This is a genomic window from Serratia sp. GW822-FHT06D09 (assembly GCF_058799515.1).
In genome coordinates, this window is sequence record NZ_JBXALO010000002.1 from 55,292 (window position 1) to 76,072 (window position 20,781).

Annotated in this window: 23 protein-coding genes; 18 read left to right on the forward strand and 5 right to left on the reverse strand. The window is 55.5% G+C overall.

Annotated features, from left to right (window positions below; all coding sequences use genetic code 11):
* A complete protein-coding gene (locus tag AC1RKG_RS04010; protein WP_434678853.1) occupies positions 1-1,605 on the reverse strand; it encodes an MFS transporter in 1,605 nt (534 codons plus the stop codon).
* A 160-nt stretch (positions 1,606-1,765) separates the two neighbouring features.
* On the opposite strand from AC1RKG_RS04010, the gene AC1RKG_RS04015 reads away from it, so the two are divergent.
* The 4 genes from AC1RKG_RS04015 (at position 1,766) to dusC (ending at position 5,002) form a co-directional block, all read left to right on the forward strand.
* Positions 1,766-2,545 carry an IclR family transcriptional regulator gene (locus AC1RKG_RS04015; RefSeq protein WP_122077661.1) on the forward strand — a complete coding sequence of 260 codons (780 nt, stop codon included), beginning with the start codon at positions 1,766-1,768 and terminating at the stop codon, positions 2,543-2,545.
* Between the two features lie 12 nt (positions 2,546-2,557).
* Positions 2,558-3,007, forward strand: coding sequence for a universal stress protein (locus AC1RKG_RS04020; RefSeq protein WP_493182119.1), 450 nt, complete (start codon positions 2,558-2,560; stop codon positions 3,005-3,007).
* Positions 3,008-3,032: 25 nt separating this feature from the next.
* On the forward strand, positions 3,033-3,992 hold the full coding sequence (locus tag AC1RKG_RS04025; protein ID WP_493182121.1) for a D-2-hydroxyacid dehydrogenase family protein: 960 nt from the start codon (positions 3,033-3,035) through the stop codon (positions 3,990-3,992).
* An 80-nt stretch (positions 3,993-4,072) separates the two neighbouring features.
* Entirely contained in the window at positions 4,073-5,002 is a 930-nt protein-coding gene (gene dusC, locus AC1RKG_RS04030) for a tRNA dihydrouridine(16) synthase DusC (protein ID WP_493182123.1), read from the forward strand.
* A gap of 65 nt (positions 5,003-5,067) precedes the next feature.
* Here dusC and AC1RKG_RS04035 read toward each other — a convergent pair whose 3' ends face one another.
* Together AC1RKG_RS04035 and AC1RKG_RS04040 are read right to left on the reverse strand one after the other, a co-directional pair.
* A complete protein-coding gene (locus AC1RKG_RS04035) occupies positions 5,068-5,532 on the reverse strand; it encodes a FidL-like protein (protein WP_493182125.1) in 465 nt (154 codons plus the stop codon).
* On the reverse strand, positions 5,529-6,347 hold the full coding sequence (locus AC1RKG_RS04040) for a winged helix-turn-helix domain-containing protein (RefSeq protein WP_493182127.1): 819 nt from the start codon (positions 6,345-6,347) through the stop codon (positions 5,529-5,531). The genes AC1RKG_RS04035 and AC1RKG_RS04040 overlap by 4 nt, the downstream gene beginning before the upstream one ends.
* A gap of 401 nt (positions 6,348-6,748) precedes the next feature.
* Between AC1RKG_RS04040 and AC1RKG_RS04045 the strand changes: the two genes are divergently transcribed.
* The 14 genes from AC1RKG_RS04045 to AC1RKG_RS04110 all read left to right on the forward strand — a co-directional run bounded on the left by AC1RKG_RS04045 (position 6,749) and on the right by AC1RKG_RS04110 (position 18,642).
* A complete protein-coding gene (locus AC1RKG_RS04045) occupies positions 6,749-7,273 on the forward strand; it encodes a fimbrial protein (protein ID WP_493182129.1) in 525 nt (174 codons plus the stop codon).
* Between the two features lie 83 nt (positions 7,274-7,356).
* Positions 7,357-7,902, forward strand: a complete 546-nt coding sequence (locus tag AC1RKG_RS04050) for a fimbrial protein (protein ID WP_493182131.1) — start codon at positions 7,357-7,359, stop codon at positions 7,900-7,902.
* 53 nt (positions 7,903-7,955) lie between these two features.
* Positions 7,956-10,502 (forward strand): outer membrane usher protein, encoded by a 2,547-nt coding sequence (locus AC1RKG_RS04055; protein ID WP_493182133.1) that lies wholly within the window; start codon positions 7,956-7,958, stop codon positions 10,500-10,502.
* A gap of 6 nt (positions 10,503-10,508) precedes the next feature.
* Positions 10,509-11,258 (forward strand): fimbria/pilus periplasmic chaperone, encoded by a 750-nt coding sequence (locus AC1RKG_RS04060; RefSeq protein WP_493182135.1) that lies wholly within the window; start codon positions 10,509-10,511, stop codon positions 11,256-11,258.
* Between the two features lie 28 nt (positions 11,259-11,286).
* Positions 11,287-11,943, forward strand: coding sequence for a fimbrial protein (locus AC1RKG_RS04065; RefSeq protein WP_493182137.1), 657 nt, complete (start codon positions 11,287-11,289; stop codon positions 11,941-11,943).
* A gap of 10 nt (positions 11,944-11,953) precedes the next feature.
* The gene (locus tag AC1RKG_RS04070; RefSeq protein WP_493182139.1) at positions 11,954-12,448 is read left to right on the forward strand and encodes a fimbrial protein; all 495 of its coding nucleotides are present in this window, start codon (positions 11,954-11,956) and stop codon (positions 12,446-12,448) included.
* 14 nt (positions 12,449-12,462) lie between these two features.
* Positions 12,463-12,939, forward strand: a complete 477-nt coding sequence (locus AC1RKG_RS04075; RefSeq protein ID WP_493182141.1) for a fimbrial protein — start codon at positions 12,463-12,465, stop codon at positions 12,937-12,939.
* A 14-nt stretch (positions 12,940-12,953) separates the two neighbouring features.
* Complete coding sequence (locus AC1RKG_RS04080) at positions 12,954-13,481, forward strand: fimbrial protein (protein ID WP_493182143.1); 528 nt, start codon at positions 12,954-12,956, stop codon at positions 13,479-13,481.
* Positions 13,474-14,070 carry a hypothetical protein gene (locus AC1RKG_RS04085; RefSeq protein ID WP_493182145.1) on the forward strand — a complete coding sequence of 199 codons (597 nt, stop codon included), beginning with the start codon at positions 13,474-13,476 and terminating at the stop codon, positions 14,068-14,070. The genes AC1RKG_RS04080 and AC1RKG_RS04085 overlap by 8 nt, the downstream gene beginning before the upstream one ends.
* 173 nt (positions 14,071-14,243) lie before the next feature.
* Positions 14,244-14,576, forward strand: a complete 333-nt coding sequence (locus AC1RKG_RS04090; protein ID WP_493182147.1) for a hypothetical protein — start codon at positions 14,244-14,246, stop codon at positions 14,574-14,576.
* Positions 14,566-15,414 (forward strand): hypothetical protein, encoded by an 849-nt coding sequence (locus tag AC1RKG_RS04095; protein ID WP_493182149.1) that lies wholly within the window; start codon positions 14,566-14,568, stop codon positions 15,412-15,414. The genes AC1RKG_RS04090 and AC1RKG_RS04095 overlap by 11 nt, the downstream gene beginning before the upstream one ends.
* A gap of 540 nt (positions 15,415-15,954) precedes the next feature.
* Positions 15,955-17,661: a PglL family O-oligosaccharyltransferase gene (locus AC1RKG_RS04100; protein ID WP_493182151.1), complete on the forward strand. Its 1,707-nt coding sequence runs from the start codon at positions 15,955-15,957 to the stop codon at positions 17,659-17,661.
* Positions 17,630-18,409 (forward strand): LuxR family transcriptional regulator, encoded by a 780-nt coding sequence (locus tag AC1RKG_RS04105; protein ID WP_493182153.1) that lies wholly within the window; start codon positions 17,630-17,632, stop codon positions 18,407-18,409. The genes AC1RKG_RS04100 and AC1RKG_RS04105 overlap by 32 nt, the downstream gene beginning before the upstream one ends.
* A 62-nt stretch (positions 18,410-18,471) precedes the next feature.
* Entirely contained in the window at positions 18,472-18,642 is a 171-nt protein-coding gene (locus AC1RKG_RS04110; RefSeq protein ID WP_493182155.1) for a hypothetical protein, read from the forward strand.
* A gap of 161 nt (positions 18,643-18,803) precedes the next feature.
* Here AC1RKG_RS04110 and AC1RKG_RS04115 read toward each other — a convergent pair whose 3' ends face one another.
* Both AC1RKG_RS04115 and AC1RKG_RS04120 read right to left on the reverse strand, forming a co-directional pair.
* On the reverse strand, positions 18,804-19,565 hold the full coding sequence (locus AC1RKG_RS04115) for an arylamine N-acetyltransferase family protein (protein ID WP_493182157.1): 762 nt from the start codon (positions 19,563-19,565) through the stop codon (positions 18,804-18,806).
* A 200-nt stretch (positions 19,566-19,765) separates the two neighbouring features.
* Entirely contained in the window at positions 19,766-20,704 is a 939-nt protein-coding gene (locus AC1RKG_RS04120) for a LysR substrate-binding domain-containing protein (protein WP_493182159.1), read from the reverse strand.
* Between the last annotated feature and the right edge of the window lie 77 nt (positions 20,705-20,781).

Below are 20,781 nucleotides of genomic sequence, written 5' to 3' on the forward strand. Positions count from 1 at the left end.
TTATGATCCTGATGTTTTTGGAACTAAAGGTAAAAGGGTTTGCGGCGGGTAGACGCGGGTCGGTAGCCAGGCAGTCAACAGCACCAGCAGCAGGGCACAGCAGATAATCAGCAGATAGGCATCACTGATGCTGAGGATCATCGCCTGATGTTTTACCAACGTTGAAAAATGCCCGAGGTTTTCCGCAGAACTGACCGATCCGTCCGGCAATAACGGCATGGCGCCGCTAGCTTGTTCTGAGTTCTCAGCGGTCATTAGCCATGGGCTATTGCCCAGTCGATCCACCAGCACCTGAGAGTGGAACTTCTCCCGGTGACTCATGAAATTCTCCACCAGACTCCCCGCCGCCACGGTCGAGAAGCCGCGTACGGTGTTAAACATCGCCGAGGCGAAAGGCCCCTCGGGTGCCAGCACGACGCTGGTGGAGGTCATCAGGACCGGCAAAATCATCATCGGTTGACCAAACGCCAGCAGGCTCTGGATCAGCCAGAAGTTTTGCCGTGCCCAATCATCGGTTAATTGCATACCCAGCAAGCAAGCGCTGACGATGAGGCCCGCGCCGGCGGCGAGCATCCAGCGACAGTCAATCCAACGGAAATTCAGCAGGGTAGCCACGAGCGGTGCTATCACTAACTGCGGTAAGCCAATGGTCAGCGCCAGTGGCGCGAATTGTGCGGTGCGAAAACCTTCAACCTGCGAGAAATAGAATGAAGGAAGCAGTGAGCCGGACAGCCCCAGTATCAGTACGCCTGCCAGCGTCAGCAGACTATGAGACAGGTTTATCCGCTTCAGCATTTGCAGCTTGAACAGGGGGAGCGGGTGATACCATTCGTTGATTAAAAACGTTACCAGCAATGCGATGGAAACCGGCAGCATCAGGCTAATCAACGGCGAATTAAACCAGTCGAGCCGCTCTCCCTGCGTCAGCGACAGGATCAACAATGCAATGCCACTGCAACCGGTCAGCATGCCGAACAGATCGATCTGGTGTAAACGTTCAAGGCGTAATGGATCCTGCGGTAACCCCCATCCCATCAATAAAGAAGCGATAACACACAGTGGGATAGCCTGCCAGAAGACAAACTGCCAGCCCAGATGATCGGTCCACAGCGCCGCCAGCGGCGCCGCGACGTTGGGACCAAAGGTGGCGGTGAGCGCGTAGGCGGCCAAACCATAAAGTTTGATACCCGGCGGCAGAAAACGCAGCGCGACCGTCATCAGCAGCGGCGGCAGGGCACCGCCAAACAGCCCTTGAACGATTCGTAGCGCAATAAACAGCGTGGGATCAGAGATTAAGGGTTGGAGTACGCCGACCGCAGCAAATCCGCTGACCATCACCAGGGCAAAGCGCCGCAGTGAGAACGTCACGGCAAACCAGGGCGCGACCATCATCGCTGCCACCTCCGCAGCCTGATAAGACGAGGTGATCCAACTGGCTTCGTCATAGCCAATGCCGATAGCCGCACGAATATCCGCCAACGCCAGATCGCTTAACCGGTCATTCAGCCCCGAAGTCAGGGCAGCAATCAGTACCCCCACCAGGCCTAATGCCAGGCGCAGGGTGAAAGGATGCGGTGCAGCGGCAGGCGCAGGCTGAACATTCATAGTGTGACTCCGGTAACGAAACTAACGATGCACTGTATTGCATGGTGGTACAATGTGATGCATGCTACATTGTGGTTCGCTGTATTGCAATGTGGTACATCGTGTCTGGGGGAATAAAAAAATGTTACAGTGTGGGCCAAAAGTCAGGGAGAGAGCCTCAATGTCTGAACCTACAACCTACTGTGATGATGAAAGGGCCGGTGGCATTCAGGTCATTACCCGTGCAGCGAAAATCCTTGATGCCCTGGGTGAAAAACCGAACGGCATGAGCCTGGGGGAAATCGCTGCGGCGGTCGATCTGCCGCGCTCCACCGTGCAGCGTATTGTCAATGCGTTGGATTCTGTACAACTGGTGCGTGGCGGAGCCGGCGGCGTACGCCTGGGGCCGTCGCTGTTGCGGCTGATTGCCAGCGTACATACTGAAATGGTGGCGATTGCCACCCCCTGGTTGCAGGCATTGAGCGATGCTACCGGTGAGACGGTATCTCTGGGACGAGCCAGCGGGCTGCAGTTGGCTGTAGTGCACTACATCGTGGCGGATCGGGAACTGCGAGTCGTACCGCGCATCGGCATGAATTTGCCGCTGTACAGCACCTCCGGCGGGCGCGCGCTACTGGCGTTGAACAGCGATGATGCGGCGCGGGATCTGTTGGGTGAAGCCTATCAGGCGGTGACTGACTTGACGGTACGTGATTTTGCCGGGCTGATGGATCGCTTGGCTGACATACGCCGTACCGGGCTGGCTTACGACCGGGAAGAAACGCTGGAAGGCGTATCCACCATGGCGGTGGCTATCGACACTATCCTCGGGCGCTTCTCCATCAGCCTGTTAGTGCCCAGCAGTCGCTTGATCAAAAACGAAGCTCGCTATCGTGAGGAGATCCTCAAATGCAAAGAGGCGCTGATCGATGAGATTGGTAAAGGCACATCGCGAGATTGACGGGAGAAGACGATGAAAACGCTGTTGGTCGCAGTTGATAATTCCGCCACTGCTCGTAAAGTTATTTCACTGGCTGCTGAACAGGGGTTGGCCCAACGGGCAACGGTAGTGGTGCTATGCTGTGTGGACCTCAGCTATTCCACGACGGGCCCCTATGAGATTGCCGTCGGTGAAGATCCGGCGGATTTTGGCTGCGCACAGGATGAACAAGGCGCAGCGGCAGCCGTAGTGCGTCAGGCGCTGAGTGAATTGAAAGATGCCGGTGTCAGCGCGCGTGGCAGGGTAGTGCCCGGTGAACCGGCGGAAACCATAGTGGCTCAGGCTAAAGAGCTGAATGCCGGCATGATTATTATGGGCCGCAGGCATCTTTCACCCTTTAACCGTTTGTTGAGAGGCTCGCACAGCGCTTTGGTAATAGAAAACGCCGACTGCCCGGTGCTGATCGACGTACGCGCTGATTGACTGTCTCTGCTTCCCGGAGCCGAAGATGAAATTGAAGTGTGCAATTCTTGATGATTATCAGCAGGTGGCGCTTGGCATGGCGGACTGGTCGGCTATTGCCGATCGGGTAGAAGTATTCGCCATGAGCCAGCATTTTACCGACGAAGCGGAGTTGGCCGTGCACCTGCAGGACTGCGACATTCTGGTGATCATGCGCGAGCGCACGCCAATCACGGCCTCGCTGTTGGTGCGTTTGCCTAAGTTGAAGCTGGTGATCACCTCGGGTATGCGCAATGCGTCTGTCGATCTGGCCGCGGCGGCGCAACGTGGCGTTGTGGTCTGCGGTACCGCCAGCGGTTCGGCCGCGCCGATGGAGCTGACCTGGGCGCTGTTGCTTGGGCTGGCGAAGCATATCGTGCCGGAAAACGCCGGGCTGCGTAATAACGGCCCCTGGCAGCAGGCGCTGGGCGTGACGCTGCAAGGGAAAACGTTGGGGCTGTTGGGCCTGGGCAAGATTGGCAGTCAGATGGCGGTGGTCGCGCAGGCCTTTGGCATGCGTGTGGTGGCCTGGAGCCAAAATCTGACGTCGGAAAAAGCCGCGCAGCAGGGGGTTCACCTGGCGGAATCTAAACAGGCGCTGTTTGAACAAAGCGATTTTGTTTCCGTCCATCTGGTGCTGAGTGAACGCACTCGCGGGCTGGTGGGCCAGCAGGAGCTGCAGGCAATGAAAAAAACCGCTTACCTGATCAACACCTCACGTGCGGCCATTGTCGACCGCGCTGCGTTGATTGACGCCTTGCAGAACCAGCGGATAGCCGGGGCCGGGCTGGATGTATTCGAGGTCGAGCCTCTGCCGCTCGACGATATCTTCCGCCGTCTGCCCAATGTGTTGGCGACGCCGCATCTGGGCTACGTGGCGGATGATAACTATGGCATTTATTTCCGCGAAGCGATCGAAGACATCGTGGCGTTTCTCGCTAATGAACCGATACGCCGTTTGAACTAGCCGGCTTTTATTCCCCTGGATGCTTGTCTGATGCGGGTATTCGCCCGTATCATTGCGCGTCTTTTTTAGCAGGGGTAATCATGCGCGTATTATTGGCTCCGATGGAGGGTGTTCTCGATTCTTTGGTGCGTGAGTTACTCACCGAAGTGAACGACTACGACCTGTGCATCACCGAATTCCTGCGCGTGGTCGATCAGCTGTTACCCGCCAAATCTTTCTATCGCCTGTGCCCCGAACTGCATCATGCCAGCCGCACGCCGTCCGGCACCCTGGTGCGCATCCAACTGCTGGGCCAATATCCGCAGTGGCTGGCGGAAAACGCCGCCCGTGCGGTTGAACTCGGGTCCTATGGCGTCGATCTCAACTGCGGCTGCCCGTCCAAGCTGGTCAACGGCAGCGGCGGTGGCGCGACGCTGCTGAAAGATCCGGAGCTGATCTATCAGGGGGCCAAAGCGATGCGTGCGGCGGTGCCGGATCATCTGCCGGTCACGGTAAAAGTCCGGTTAGGTTGGGACAGCGACAGCCGCAGTTTCGAAATTGCCGACGCGGTCCAGCAGGCGGGCGCCACCGAACTGGCGGTGCATGGCCGCACCAAAGAGGACGGCTACAAGGCGGAACGCATCAACTGGGCGGCGATTGGCGAGATCCGCCAGCGGCTGACCATTCCGGTGATCGCCAACGGTGAAATCTGGGACTGGCAAAGTGCGCAAGATTGCCTGCAAACCACCGGCTGCGATGTGGTGATGCTGGGGCGCGGCGCGCTTAACGTGCCGAACCTGAGCCGGGTGGTGAAGTATAACGAACCGCGCATGCCCTGGCCGCAGGTGGTGCAGCTGCTGCAAAAATACGTTCATCTGGAAAAGCAGGGCGATACTGGCCTTTATCACGTGGCGCGCATCAAGCAGTGGCTGGGGTATTTACGTAAGGAATATGACGAGGCGACCGAGCTGTTCGGCGAAGTGCGCACCTTGAATAATTCAAAAGATATCGCCCGGGTAATTTGCCGCTGACGTGAGAAAAACGGCGGGTTACCTCGGTGATAACCCGCGCTAATTTTTCTCTTTGAGATAAATTATCAGTTCTTGGCACAAATGAGATATCCGGTGTTGATGGACTTCACCATCATAAGGTTATCCTTTAGGCGCCATATTTCTATATGAAAATCTATCCCCGGTAGCTCCGGTAAAATATCGGCCAGCCAAAGAGGGTCTGGTGTGGTGTCGCTAGGGTGCTTTATCACCTTGGTGATCGTGGCCTGTTTGACCTGATTAACCTCATGCAGGGAGAGGGTAAAATAGCTTTTCCTGGCCAGCAGGTAATTTTTGTCTTTGGTTGAAACTTTTCCGATCAGGCTGAAAAAACCCTCATTTTCATCTTTCAGGAATAGGGTGAGACGACCATCAAACAGGGTGTAGTCATTATCCTTTTCCACCAAAGTTTTATAATGAGATGTGCATTTGAACGGTTCTTCTGCATGTATGCTGAATGAAAAAAACAGCAAAAAAAGAAAACCATTAAGTACCATGAGTAGCTTTGTCATTTTGTAATATTTCTCTGGTTTTTTATATTGAAACAGGTGCCGTAATGATTGTTTTTATTTTTATTACAAAAGGAAATTAAACTAGCACGCACGTCTTTTTTATTAAGCCTGTCCTCTATGTAAAAAACATCACCTGAGCTATGTAGACAATCAATGCCTTCTCGCTTTAGAACGCCCTCAATATCCATTCTCAAGTCATTTGTGCTATCTGTTTTCTCCACGGTATAGACATCGCAGTTATTAAATTTGAATATTTTTTGATGCGGGTGTAAGTCGTCACTGTCCTCCCAAGTAATAAGGGTGGTGACTGTTAATATAAAAGCAGTGGCCAGCCCAAGTGCAGTAATTAACCACTTTGCTTTGGCTTGTGAAAAGTGTTTTATCTGATGATTAACTGCCTCTTCAGTATTTTTATTCTCGTCAACAGTATGCTTGGTCACTGTTTCTTCTGTGGCCGAAATTATATCTTTTCCATCGGCGTAAGGATTGAGGAGATCAATATAGCCTTCAAAGCGAAACCCCAGCTTAGGAATGGTTACGATAAATTCATTCACTAGCCCCAAAGATGCGAATGCCTTACGCAGCTCACTGATGTAATTATTTAAGCCGGCATTGGAGGCGGTGAAACCATAGGTGGTCCATACCCTTTCCATGAGATCGTCCCGGGTAATGTTTTTCTTGTTGTTCTGTATTAGTTCCAGCAATAACCGGCATGCCGGTTTAGTCAGCCTGGTGGCAACCTGGTTATTCTCGTAAAGGAATAATGTCAGTTCATCGGAGTTAAAAACAACGATTTTATTTATTATGTATTTCATGTTTATAAATTTTAGGTAGATGGGCAGGTGTTGTTGTTAGCCGTTATCCTAACGAAGATGACTTGGTTTTCAAGAAAAATCTTATTGCAGGCATAAGATTTTTTCAGTGGTGCTAATTTATTACTTTTACTCCGGGGCAATAATATGAGTGCTGCCATTATTTTGATAATTTTTGGTATAAAAACATAATTTACTTGTATTTTTTGGTTTTTAATATCGTAATTGATTGTTTATTTAGTTTATTTTGCTGTTTGGTTTCTGGTGGGGGTATCATTTTCACATCGCCAAAACAGGGGGGTAGCAAGATTCTCTGTATTGGCGAGCGCAAAAAATAAAGGGTGGCTGCGAAAGCACAAGGACTCTTTCTTTATTAAATTAATTGTATATATGGAATTAACACAATGAAACTGAACAAAATCATGCTCGCTGCAGTAATGACCCTGGGTACTATTTCTATGGCTAACGCCGCTAACCAGGGCTCCGGTACCGTGACCTTTAAAGGCTCCATCATTGATGCACCGTGCTCTATCGATCCAGGTACCCTGGATCAGACCGTTAAACTGGGCGATATCGCTTCTGCACAGCTGAAAAACGGTGGCAAGTCTACGCCGCAGGATATTCTGATCAAGCTGGTGGGTTGTGATGTGCAAACCGCTAAAGACGTGACCACCACCTTCACCGGTACCGAGTCTGAGGCAGCGCCTGGCCTGTTGGCAATGAAAGGTACCGCACGCGGCGCCAGCATTGCCATCAACGACATCGACGGTAAACTGCTGCCACTGACCAAAGCCAGCAAGGCGCAAAAAATTGAAGACGGCCAGGCGACCCTGCGCTTCAGCGCACACCTGCAGGGCGACGGCGCTTCTGCTGCCATCACTCCGGGTGAATTCAACTCCGTTGCTGACTTTACCCTGGCATACCAGTAAGCCCACGGCGATTTATTCGCACAGTTAATTGCATGCGGGGCAACCCGCATGCTGCTGATTAACGCGTTATGTGGGGATAGAGTATGTATTTACAGCATGGCAAATGGATATTGCACAGTGCGATGTTAGTTAATCTGTTGCTGTGTTCCTCTTTGGCGCAATCCGCCAATCAGGGGCGTGGCGAGGTTACCCTGAATGGCAGGATTATCGCCTCCGCCTGCGCCATTGACACCGAAAGCGGTGACCAAACCATTACCATGGCGACATTGCCAGTCAGCCAAATTATTCGTGACGGCCAAGGCGAGTTGCATGAATTTACTATTAAGCTGGTGAATTGCACCTTAGAGAAGTTCAACCCTGCGCTGGATGACTGGCGATATTTTGCCGTGACCTTTGACGGCAGAGAAGATGCCGGATTATTTGGTGTTGACGGCAACGCGAAGGGTATTGCCCTGCAAATATCCGATGCGCGGGGGAATGTCGCCGCACCGGGTATACCTATGGAAAAAAATGAGATTCAACCCGGCACCATGGCATTTAATTATGGCCTGCGGTTGATTGGAAATAGTCAGGTAATGAAGGCCGGGAGTTATTACTCCACCGTGCGCTTTAAAATGGATTACTACTAAATCTGCCTGACGCTGCCACGGCGAATTAAATAATTATTGATAAGGGTCTGCGGATGTCAACTACTCCGGCATATGGCTGTATAGGGAAAATACGACCGCGAATTTTGGGGCTGTTGATCGCCTTTATTCTGGCGGGGAATGCTGCCTGCGCCGCAGCTGCTGATATTGAATTCAATACCGACGTACTGGATGTGACGGATCGCGCCAATATTGACCTGGAACAGTTTTCTCGCGGCAACTTTATTATGCCCGGCGATTATCTGTTTGCCGTGCATATCAATAAACAGACATTAACCGATCAGCCGGTGGCGTTTTACCCGCCGGATGACGACGCCAAAGGCAGTGAAGCCTGTATTACCCCGCAGTTGGTGGAACAGCTGGGGCTGAAAGAATCTGCATTACTGAAATTGACCTGGTGGCACCAAAACCAGTGTCTGGATCCCCGCAGCCTGGAGGGGATGGAAGTGCGCGGCGATCTAGGCGCGGCGGCACTGTACCTGAATATTCCGCAGGCGTATCTGGAATATACCGCAGAGAACTGGGACCCGCCGTCGCGCTGGGACGAGGGGATCCCCGGGGTGCTGTTTGATTACAACCTGAATGCGCAAAGCCAGCGCCAGCAAAAGCAGGGCACGCAGAGCTATAACCTCAGCGGCAACGGCACGGTGGGCGGCAACCTGGGGGCCTGGCGCCTGCGGGCAGACTGGCAATCGCGGCTTGATCGCCAGGGCGGCTCGGGCGAGCCGACCCGCACCAGCTGGGACTGGAGCCGTTACTACGCCTACCGTGCACTGCCAAAGCTGGGCGCCAGGCTGACGATGGGCGAGGACTATTTAAACTCCGACATCTTCGACAGTTTCCGCTTTACCGGCGCGAGCCTGGTGACCGACGACAACATGCTGCCACCCAATCTGCGCGGCTATGCGCCGGAGGTGACCGGGGTGGCGCGCAGCAACGCCAAGGTGATTATTCGCCAGCAAGGGCGCGTGTTGTACGAGACCCAGGTGGCGGCGGGGCCGTTCCGCATTCAGGACATCAACGACGCGGTCAGCGGCCAGCTGGACGTGCGGGTGGAAGAGCAGGACGGCAGCGTGCAGGAGTTCAAGATGGACACCGCCAGCATCCCGTACCTGACCCGGCCCGGCTCGGTGCGTTACAAGGTGGCGGCCGGCCGGCCGGCGGACTGGGAGCACCACAGCGACGGGCCGATGTTCGGCACCGGCGAGTTTTCCTGGGGCGTGAGCAACGGCTGGTCGCTGTACGGCGGCGGCGTGGCGGGCGGTGATTACAACGCGTTGGCGCTGGGCGTGGGGCGTGACCTGATGATGTTCGGCGCTCTGTCGTTCGACGCCACCCAGTCGCGCGCCAACCTGCCGCAACAGGGCACGCTGAGCGGCGGCTCATACCGCCTGAGCTATTCCAAGCGCTTTGACGACTACGACAGCCAGGTGACCTTTGCCGGCTACCGCTTCTCGGAGCGCAACTATATGTCGATGGGCGAATACCTGGATGCGCGCCGCGACGGTACACGCACCAACAGCAGCAAGGAGATGTACACCATCACCTTTAACCAGCAGTTCCGCGATCTGGGGTTGAGTGCCTATCTCAACTACAACCACCAGACCTACTGGGACCGGCCGGCGAATGACCGTTACAACCTGACGCTGTCGCGCTATTTCGACCTGGAGCGATTCCGGAATATCAGCCTGTCGCTGACCGGCTATCGCAACAAATATAACGGCAACAACGACGACGGCATGTATCTGTCGCTGTCGCTGCCGTGGGGCAGCAACGGCTCGCTGAGCTACAGCGGCAGTTACAACCGCAACGATAACACCCATCAGGTGGGGTATTACGACCGGCTTAATGAGCGCGATACCTATCAGGTGAGCGCCGGCAGCGCGCGCAGCGGCGCCACCGCCAGCGGCTACTACAGCCACAGCGGCGATCTCAGCCAGGTGAACGCCAGCGCCAGCTATCAGGCCGGGCAGTACAGCTCGCTGGGGCTGTCGATGCAGGGCGGTGCGACCGCCACCCTGAAAGGGGCGGCATTGCACCGCAGCAGCATGAGCGGAGGTACCCGCATGTTGCTGGATACCGACGGTGTGCCGGGCATTCCTGTCCGCGGCTACAGCACACCGACGCTGAGCAACGCTTTCGGCAAGGCGGTGGTGGTGGATGTGGGTAGCTATTACCGCAACCAGTTCAGCATCGACCTGAATATGCTGCCGGAAAACGCCGAGGTCAGCCAGAGCGTGGCGCAGGCCACCCTGACCGAAGGCGCCATCGGCTACCGTCGTTTCGAGGTGGTTGCCGGCGAGAAGGCGATGGCGGTCGTGCGGCTGGCGGACGGTTCTGCCCCGCCGTTCGGCGCCACGGTACGCAATGGCAAGGGACAAGAAGTGGGTATCGTCAACGACAACGGCGAGGTGTACCTGAGCGGCATCAATGCCGGTGAAGGGATGCGTGTGAGCTGGGGCGGTGCGGAGCAGTGCGGCATTACCTTGCCGCAGACGTTGTCGCCGGGCCAGTTGGCCAATCTGTTACTGCCTTGCGGCCCGGTGGCCGACGGCAAGGCGTTAAACACTATTGAAGAGTAGAGATCAATGAAAACCAAACATGCAGTGACATTAATTGCCGGTGGCCTGGCGGGCCTGCTGGGCGCCCAACAGGTGAGTGCGGCCATCGCGCTGGACCGTACCCGGGTGATTTTCAATGGCGGCGACAAGTCGGTGAGCATGAGCATTAGCAACGAGAACAAACAGCTGCCTTACCTGGCGCAGGGCTGGATTGAAGACGCCAGCGGCAAAAAAATAAGCAGCCCATTGACGGTATTGCCGCCGGTGCAGCGGCTGGAGCCGGGCGCCAAAAGCCAGGTCAAGGTGCAGGGGCTGCCTGCGGCCAATACGCTGCCGCAGGATCGTGAAACTTTGTTCTACTTCAACCTGCGCGAGATCCCGCCGAAGAGCGATAAGCCGAATACGCTGCAACTGGCGCTGCAAACCCGCATCAAGCTGTTCTACCGGCCGAAGGCGATTGCGGTAGCTAACCCGGAGACCAGCGTGCCGTGGCAGGAAAAACTGACCCTGACCAAACAGGGCGACAGCTACCAGGTGAATAACCCGACGCCGTATTACGTGACGCTGGTGGACGCCAGCAGCAAAAAAGGCGGTGCCAGCGCGCCGGGCTTTGAACCGCTGATGGTAGCGCCCAAGGGCAGTGCGCCACTAAAGGTCGCCGCGTCTGCACTGGGCAACGCGCCGGTGCTGACCTACGTCAACGACTACGGCGGCCGCCCGCAGCTGAGTTTTAACTGTAACGGCGCGAGCTGCCAGGCGGTGGCGGGCAGCAAGTAAGGATCACTGAAAAACAGGTGGATAAGCGATGCGAACAACATCCCGGCGATGGAACGACGGCGGTTACCACCGCCATGAATGGTTGTATGCCCTGGTGATCACCGCGGCGGCGTTGATGGTGCCATTGTGCGTCTGCGCAATATTATGGCTGCTGCCACCGGCGATGGCGGCGGACAACTGGCAGGTGGAAGGTGCCCACGGCGTGCTGCATGTGCGCGGTGAACTGACCGAAAGCGCCTGTCGGCTGGAGTTGGCAAGCGCTTATCAGGCGGTGTTGTTGGGCAATACGGCTACGGCGCAGCTGGCGCAGGCCGGTGACCGCGGCGTACCGGTGAACGTTCAACTGCAGCTGCGCGACTGTCTGCGTACGGCGTCGAACAACCGCGATACGCGTACCGGCAACCTGCTATGGAGCGCCCATCAACCCGCAGTGTCGGTCAGCTTTATCGCTCCGGCGGACGCCGATAACCCTGAACTGGTGAAGGTACGCGGTGCGACCGGACTGGCGCTGCGCATTACCGACGAGCGCGGCAGGGATATCCGCCTCGGTAGCCGGGGGGCGCCGTTGGCGCTGGCGGTGGGGCAAAACGCGCTGAACTACCGCATTACGCCGGAACGCACCCGCGCGCCGTTGCTGCCCGGCGCCTATGCGGCGGTGGTGGATTTTCAGCTCAGTTATGACTAAGGGAACCAGCATGATGGCAGCGTTCAGACGGTATTTGCCCGGCTGCGGAGTGGCGGTGTTGATGTTGCTTGGCTCGCCGGTGCGGGCGGCGACAAGCATCAAAGTGACGGTGACTATCGTTGCCCCACCGCCCTGCGTGATTAACAACAACAACCTGATTGAAGTGAATTTTGGTAATGACGTCATGACCACCCGTATCGACGGCAGCTACAAGAAGCAGTCGGTGCTGTACTCGGTGGAGTGCAAAAACGCGCCGAACAATGCAATGAAAATGCAGATCCAAGGTAATAGCGCTGTGTTCGACCGTGACGTACTGCAAACCAACAAGAACGATTTGGGGATTGCGTTGTTGCGCAACGGCAATCGGCAGCCGATCAACACCTGGGTGAATTTTACCTACCCCAATCTGCCAAAGTTTGAGGCGGTGCCGGTCAAGCAGGCCGGGGCAACGTTGAGCGGCGGGGCCTTCTCTGCCGGGGCGACCATGAAGGTGGAATACCAGTGAAGGGGGCTGAGGCAATGGCGAGATACGGCAGCATTTTTCTGTTAATGGCCCTCGGCGGCCCGGCCGTGGCGGCGGACAATATGCGTTTTTCCGGCACGCTGGTCGAACCGCCGCCGTGCACCATCAACGACGGCGGCGAGGTGGATGTGAATTTCGGCAACCGTGTGGGGGTCAGCAAAGTGGATGGCGTTAACTATCTGCAACCGGTGAACTACCGGGTTACCTGTGGCCCCGGTGCCGGGGCATGGAGCATGACGCTGGAAGTGGTCGGCACCCCAGCGGATTACGACGAGTCGGCGATAGTGAGCAACATGGATGACCTGGCTGTCCGGCTGCTGCAAAACGGCAAGCGCTTTACGTTGAATAATCCGATCCCCATCAAGTTGAACGCGCCGCCGAGGCTTGAGGCGGTGCCGGTGAAACGGCCGGGTGCCACGCTGAAGGAAGGGGCGTTTGAAGCCACGGCGACCCTGCTGGCGGTGTACCAATGAGGCGGAGAACAGCCATGGTTAACAAAGCGGCCCGGTGCGCAACGGCGGCGTTGCTGCTGTGCAGCCAGTTGAGCCTGGCGGCGGAGAATATGCGTCTGCATGGCGCGCTGGTTGCGGAGCCCTGCGTGATACCGCCGGGGGACGAGACGGTGGTACTGGATTTTGACACGGTAATTGACAAGTACCTGTACCTGAACACCCGCACACCGGGCCAGACATTTGAGCTGCATCTGACGCAGTGCGATCTCAGCCTGGGCAAAACGGTGAGGGTGACCTTCAGCGGCGCGGAAAGCGCGGCGCTGCCGGGGTTGCTGGCGCTAAACGGCGCCAGCCAAGCGAGTGGCATCGCCATCGGCATGGAAACCCCGCAGGGCGAGCCGTTGCCGATTAACCGGCAAGGCAAGGCGCAGGCATTGGTGAGCGGCGCCAACACCATGACGGCGCAGGCCTACGTGCAGGGTGAACCGGAGGCGCTGAAGCATAAAACCATCGAACGCGGGCCGTTCAGCGCGGTGGCGACCTTTAGCCTGGAATATGAATAACCACGCGGCGGCATGGCAAGCCGCCTGGCGCTGGTTGTGCCAACGTCGCCGTCATGCGCCGCCCAATGCCGACATCTGGCATTTGCGCTTTCACTGGGCGCTGCAGGGTGAACGCCTGTATCAGCAATTACAGGATGGGCGTTATCGCCTGGCGCCGATGCAGGTGTTGCGGCGGGGTGGCCGCAGTTGGGTGCAGTGGTGTGCGCAGGACGCGCTGATATTGAAGTGGGCCGCGCTGCTGGCGGAGCCGCTGTTGCCAAAACCTGCCCGTTGCATGCACTTGCGCGGGCATGGCGGTAGCGTGGTTTCGGTAGCGGAAGTGCGGGCAGCCCTGGCCGGCGGAGAATACGCCTTCGTCTACCGAACGGACATTCGCGGTTATTACCGGCACATCCGTAAACAGCAGGTGATCGGTCAACTGAAATGGAATGTGGCCGACCCGGTATTGTTTGATGTGATTCAACAATATGTGCATTACAGCGTAGAAGATGGCGGTGAGTTTTATACCCCGCAAAACGGCATCTGCCGGGGTTGCGCGCTGAGCCCGTTGATTGGCGGCAGCTTGTTGCATCATGCATACCCAAAATAATTGGAGTTGCATCAAGGCGGCCAGGGCAGGAGTCCCCGGGAGCTTACTCAGGTAAGTGACTGGGGTGACTGCACGCAGCCAACACAGATGCAGCTTCAAGTATGACGGGGATAGATAATTTTATTAACGCTCAGGGGGGCCTGTGGTATGCACGATATAGGGATGATTTTTTGTTGTCTACCCGCACCCGCTGGCAACTGCGGCGCAGCGTTAAGCGGCTGCATGAATTTTTTGACCTGGGCGGGTTTGAAACTCACCCGGACAAAACCCAACTGGGCAGGATTGAACAGGGTTTTGACTGGCTGGGGGTATGGTTTACCCCCACGGGGGCCACCATAGCGCCCAGAGCGCTGGAAAACCACCTTGCACGGCGCGCGCGGCTTTACGAGCAGGCTCGCCGACAGGGGCTGTCATCGACAGAAACTGCGGAGCGGGTGCGAACGTACGAAGCACGGTGGACATCATGGGCAGAGCATATGCTGGATCATCTATTGGATGATATTTAGCGGTTTTTGCCGGATAAATAAAACTCAGGAACAAATTGTGATCAAGAAGCAGGTCTTATTCGGTTTTTTGTGGCTCGTGGCCAATATATTACCTTTGCCCGTGTACAGCTATGACATAAGTGACCTGACTATGGGTCCGAACTCAGGGTTGCCGCAACATGGGTACGTAGACTGGGTTTACGAGAAGGGAAAAATTCGGGTGCGCGATATCACCTTGTCTGGTGGTGACAAATACGACTGGTATGGCGGGCTGTGCACCACAAACCACAGTTGCGTTTGGGTGCGAACAGCCCGTGGGGGCAAGGTAACCGACTACAAACTTGAGAAACCCGTCTGTCTTCCTGAGGTTGGCCCCGGGCCCCTCTCTGATGCCGCCACTAGAATGGCTCGGGAACACCTTACCGGCATCATACCCATCACCGGCGACGTGACCGGAACGCAGCCAGAAACGATTGTAGCGATCGCGGTGTGCGGCCAGGATGGGAATGCCTTGGATTACCGCGCGTCCGGTGCTCCAGGCACATCATTAATATGCGCCCTGGAACTACCGGGAGAAGTTGATTTCCCTGCATTGTCTTATACCGATGAACGAATTATCAATGGGTCCTTCCGATGCAGTGGGGGGGGGAGTGCGCTTGCCCGGGTGACAGTGTTAGGATCTGACGTCGAGGAAATTGCACCTGGAGTAACAATATGGACCCGTACCGAGAACTCCGCGGTTACAGTTAACGGTGACAGCGTACCGGTCCCTGTGCGTCTCTCTGTTGGAGCCAACAATAACACCGGAGAGCCGGGAGTGTACAATGGCTATTTCATATACGCTGTTGATTATGATTAATCGCCGTCTTCCCTAATGGAACATGCGATGTCCGTCGTTTCGTGGTGTGAAAGTGAGTTCGGCCAAATATTAACAAGGGCTACCCTTCCTACCTAGTGCGGATGTTGGACTCGATCCCTGATAGTAATGGTGCTCTACGGCCGGTGGCTCAGTATGGCCTGTGGCTACCGCGATCTCACTCTGTGCCTGTATGTAGTCTGTCTGCCATACCCGCTCCAACCTGCCATATTACTGTAAATCTGAGTGCTACGATGATGATGCATGTATTGCAAGTGATGGGCGGGTAACGGGGCGGCGGATTCTAATACAGTACCCACTTTCTTCTGAGCCTGAGTTGTCCGTGTTCCGGCGGAGGATTGCACGTCACCGCGATTAGAGCTGTTGCTATTTGGAGGCGTTGGCACGGTGTATCGCTCCTCTGCCAAATGTATTTGGCCCGGACTAGTGGCAGAGCGCCGCCGCCCGGCGGTTGGACCATTAGTTCACCTGTGGTTACATCCATTGCGGCGGTGGAAACTTTAAAAAGCCGAGGCGTATATCATGACCTTTGATAATGTTTTTTTCTTATTTATCTTTTTGCTTTTTATTCCGCTGGCGATATATATCCCCAACCCCGGCGGTATTGGGGTAGCGCTGCCATTTAATTTGCTGATCTACGGCGGTGCGGCCCTATTAATGGGCGTTTGCTGGCGGGCAACACCGTTGCGCCGGATGGTGATAACGCCGACCTGTCGCGCCATATTTGTCGCATGTTCAGTGCTGGCGCTGCCGGTTATCTTTACCCGGCCCGAATGGCAAAGCGCCGCCGTTTGGCGGCTGGCTGGCTTATTTGCCGGGGCGGCATTTTATTTCACCTGGCTGCAGGTGCGCACGACCGCGCGCCAGCGCCATGCGGTGCTGTATTTGATTTTATCGGCTGCGGTGGTGCAGGCGTTAATCGTGCTGTTGCAGCTGTTTGCGCCAGCAATTGCACAATCCTGGATCCCCTCCGGCAGCTCGCGCGCCTTCGGCATATTCCAGCAGCCTAACGTGCTGGCGAGTTTTATCGCCACCGGGTTGGCGCTAGCGCTGGCGGCCTTTGTATTGCCGGGGTTCCAGCTACAGAATTCGCCAGTTGAACGCTGGCGTCGCCGCGCCCTGGCCGCGGCGTTGGTGCTGCTGCCGATGGTGCTGGTGTGGGTGCAATCGCGCACCGGCTGGCTGGCAGGTGCATTGGTGCTGGGGTTGTTTGTCCTGTGCTTTTTCCGCCGTTATCCGCACGCTGTCGCCATTGCTTCAGTGCTGGTTATCGGCAGCACCCTGGCAGCGATACTGGTGCTGTGGTGGGGTAATGAGCTGGGCGGTGCGTTGCGCTACGCCAGCCATACCGGCTCCAACCACGCACGCTACACCATGCTGCGCGATACGCTGGCGATGATCGCCGAAAAACCGATCCTTGGCTGGGGTTACGGCGGTTTTGAGTACAGTTTTCAGCATTTTCGTATAAACCAGACGCCGCCCACGGTGGTGACCGAAATCGCCCGTCATCCGCATAACGAACTGCTGCTGTGGTGGGTGGAAGGGGGCGTAATTGCGCTATTTGGCATGCTGCTATTGGTATGGGCGGGTATCAAACTGGTGGTGCGTGCCTGTTGGCATGACCAGCGGGCCTTTGCCTTTGGCAAAGCCTCGGCGGGCGAGGCGCTGGCATTGTGTCTGGCGCTGCTGCCGATTGCGTTGCATAGCCAAACCGAATACCCATTTTACCTGTCAGCGTTTCACTGGCTGGTATTCCTGTTGTTGCTGGCCATGCTCGACAGGCGGGTCAGTCCGCGGCTTGGCACCGACGCGGGGTTGAAACGCTGGCGATGGCCGATGCTGGCTTTGTCACTGGCGGCGCTGTTCATTATGGCGACCGGGTTTTACAGCGGGCTGGTATTGACCCAGGCGGAGCGCAGCGGGTTACAGAATATGCGGCAGGTGGAGGCCTTGCCGGGCTGGGCCAGTTGGGTGCATGACGATCGCCTGCAGTTTGATCGCCAGTTGGCGGGTTTGCTTGCCTTTAACCGAACGCGGGACGAGCAGCGGCTGGAAACCTATGCCCAGTGGGCGCAGCGTTATCTGAATTACCGCATTGATAAAAACGTTTACGCCAACCTGTTGGCTATCTTGTATCAACAGCAACAATATGTGCTGGCCGATGAACTGCGGTATGAGGCGGCGTTATTGTTTCCCCATGACAGGCGGTTTGCGCGCTCAAGCTTCTGACGGCAATAGGCATATACCCGTCATACTTGAAGCTGCATTTTTGTTGGCTGCGTCTGTTCGCCCTGGTCACATAGTTATCTATGTTCCCAGGGTCTTGCAGACTGGCCGCCTCAATGCAACTCCAATTATTTTGGGCATAAATCACGGTCTATCCCAGATATCTGTTTTACTCTCCAGCGTGTTTATTGATATGAAAAAAATACTATTGATGAGTCAATGCCAGTTCACGAAGCTGGCATTAAAAGCCGTGTTTGAAAATAAAACAGGCTATGAAATGGCGTTTGTTGAGCCGGGTTATTTAAGCGAGGGTGATGTTGGTCAGGCGATAGTGTTAATTCATGTCACCGATGACGACTACCCAATCATTTTACCCTTGCTAAGGAGTCCTCATTTTTACGGCCATCAGGATATCATCATCATTGCGCAAAAGCGGGCTATCGCAATCTTGGAGTATTTATCCATGAAAACGCTCAGGTTTATCGAGGAGGATGCAGGCGTTGAGGTGTTTGAGCGTGAAGTCATACAGGGGGGGGACTTTTCTGGCACTAAAGGCAATCGCGAGGTTTTATCTTTTATCGAATATAATGTGTTGAAATTTATCATATTAGGTATGAGTCCCACCAATATTGCATTTAGAACAAGGAAAAGTATCAAAACCATCAGCAGCCAAAAAATCAACGCGCTGAAGAAGTTGGGTTTAGATAATACCCCCTATTCGTTGGTTAAACTGTCGAAGTTATTTAATTAACTTTATAAAGAATGCCTGCTGTTTGAATGGCGTTTTTATTTTTATTGTAGAAGGATATTAGTATGTTAAGAAATCAATGGGTGATGCAAAAGTCTCGTGAAATGGCGCTGCACTATATTGCCCACGCCAGGGTAGTGTATTCACCAGAGGAATTTATAAAAAAGGTGAGTGAAATGGAGGGCGTATTTGCGCGCATTTTATTAGCCGAACAGAACGGGAAGCCAGGTGCGTAACCTGAACATCCCCGGATGTTTCAACTCTTTTTACCCGTCATACTTGAAGCTGTATCTTTGTTGACTGCGCCTGTGCGCCCCAGTCACAGAGTTATCTATGCTCCTGAGGACTTACAGACTGGCCGCCTTAATACAACGCCAATTATTTTGAGCATATATTCTCAACTTTCCAAATCAATCCCAAAATAGCGCATCAGCGCTTCACGGCGCTCCTGTTCCGAATGCAACGTCGACTCCCGACGGTGGTGATCTTCGGTGATAATCAGCTTGTTCTCACTGATCGTCACGCGGCCACTTTCTGTGGCGTGGGAACACACCAGTTTTTGGGTGAAGTGCGACTGCGGTGAGGTGCTGTGGTAGTGGCACATGCCGTCGAACTCACTCGACTCACGGGCTTGCAGGGTAAAGCGGTACAGGGTTTTGGCGTGCGAGCGATTGTCGCCATTGCGGCGTTCCAGATAGTAGGTCTCGCCTTCCTGTTCTAAATGGAAGGTGCCGCTGGTCTGCGGTTGCTGCTCGGTGGTGGTGATTTTCAGCGGCGTCAGGAACGAATCACCAAACCCCACGTCCACCAGATACGGCTGATCCAGCTCTACCATCAGCGCCATATGATCGAAGGGCGCGCCGAAGCTGCCGTCGCGGGCGCGGATCTCGCCGGAAATAAAATTCACCTTGAAACCTATGTCTTTCAGCAGCAGGGCGAACAGCCGGTTCAGCTCATAGCAAAAACCGCCGCGGTTGCGTTCGACAATTTTATTGAACAGCGCCTGTTCTTCCAGATCAATGCCCTGATGGTAAATAATGCTCAGGTTCTCAAAGGGAACCCGCAGCATATGGCCACGGTGCAATTGCTGCAGCGTCAGGAGGTCTGGTTGGGGGATGCCTGCGAATCCAATATGTTGCAGGTAGCGTTGTCTATCCACGGTTTGTCTCGCAGCAAAAAATTTGATTATATCTTTCATACTTCAAGCTGCCTCTTTGTTGACTTCCTGCGCTTACCCAGTCACGTACTGTTTGTACGCTCCCGGGGATGCGCTTAGTTGTCGCCGCGATGCAACTCGAATTATTTTGGATATATAAAATAGATGGATTTTTCGCACCTGTGGGAGCAATAAGTGCTGCGTCAGAACGCCGGGGGCTTGCCTGCCGCTTGCAGCAGCAAATTCACCCAGCGGCGGGTGGTGGTGCTAACGAACGCGCTGTCCGCCCAGCACAGGCGATATTGATAGGCTGCGGGCAGTTGTTGGTTTTCGCCAAACACCCGAACCAGCGTGCCGGCAGCCAGGGCGTCCTGAGCGACCGCCAGGCTACCGAGTACCACGCCGTTGCCGTCGATGGCTTCTTGCAGCGCATGCCCGACGCTGTTAAAGGTGATTATACCGCGTGGCGCGGTGGTGCCTTCGCCAAAGGCGGCAAACCAGTCCTGCCAACCGGCAACGCCGAGCTTATGCCCGTCTTTCCACGGCGAATGGATCAGCTGCATCGATGCCAAGTCAGCGGCGGTGATCGGCGCTGAATGGGCGGCGAGAAAGCTTGGGCTTGCCAGCGGGGCGAAGGCATCGGCGAGGAGTTCGTGCGAGTGTGGCGGCGGGTTGTCCGTGGGGCTATAGCGGATAGCAATGTCGGCTTCACCACTGGCCAGATCGCGTAAGCTTTCGTTGGCATCCAACACCAGCGAAACATCGGGATCGGCACGGCGTAACGCCGGCAAACGTGCCGCCAGCCAATGGCTGGCGATCCCCAGGGTACAGGTCAGTTTCAGCGTTTGCTGTTGCTCTGGCCGGGCACGGTCACTGGCTTTTTGCAGCAGCGTCAGCGCGCGGGTGACATCAATCGCCAGCCTTTTTCCGGTCTCGTTAAGCGCTACCGCATTGCCCTTGCGGTGAAACAGTTCCACCCCCAGCTCGTTCTCCAGATGACGTATCTGGCGGCTGACCGCACCCAGCGTCACGTTCAACTCTTCCGCCGCTTCGGTAAAACTGGCGCAGCGGGAAGCAACCTCGAAGGTATGCAAGGCTTTCAGCGACGGCAGGCGAGGTTGAGCGTTCAGCTTGAGTTTCATTCAACCATATTGCCAATCTATCGATGTTCCACAAGCGATTTTTTGCTTACTTTTGGGGCAACAATCGGACGGGAGTA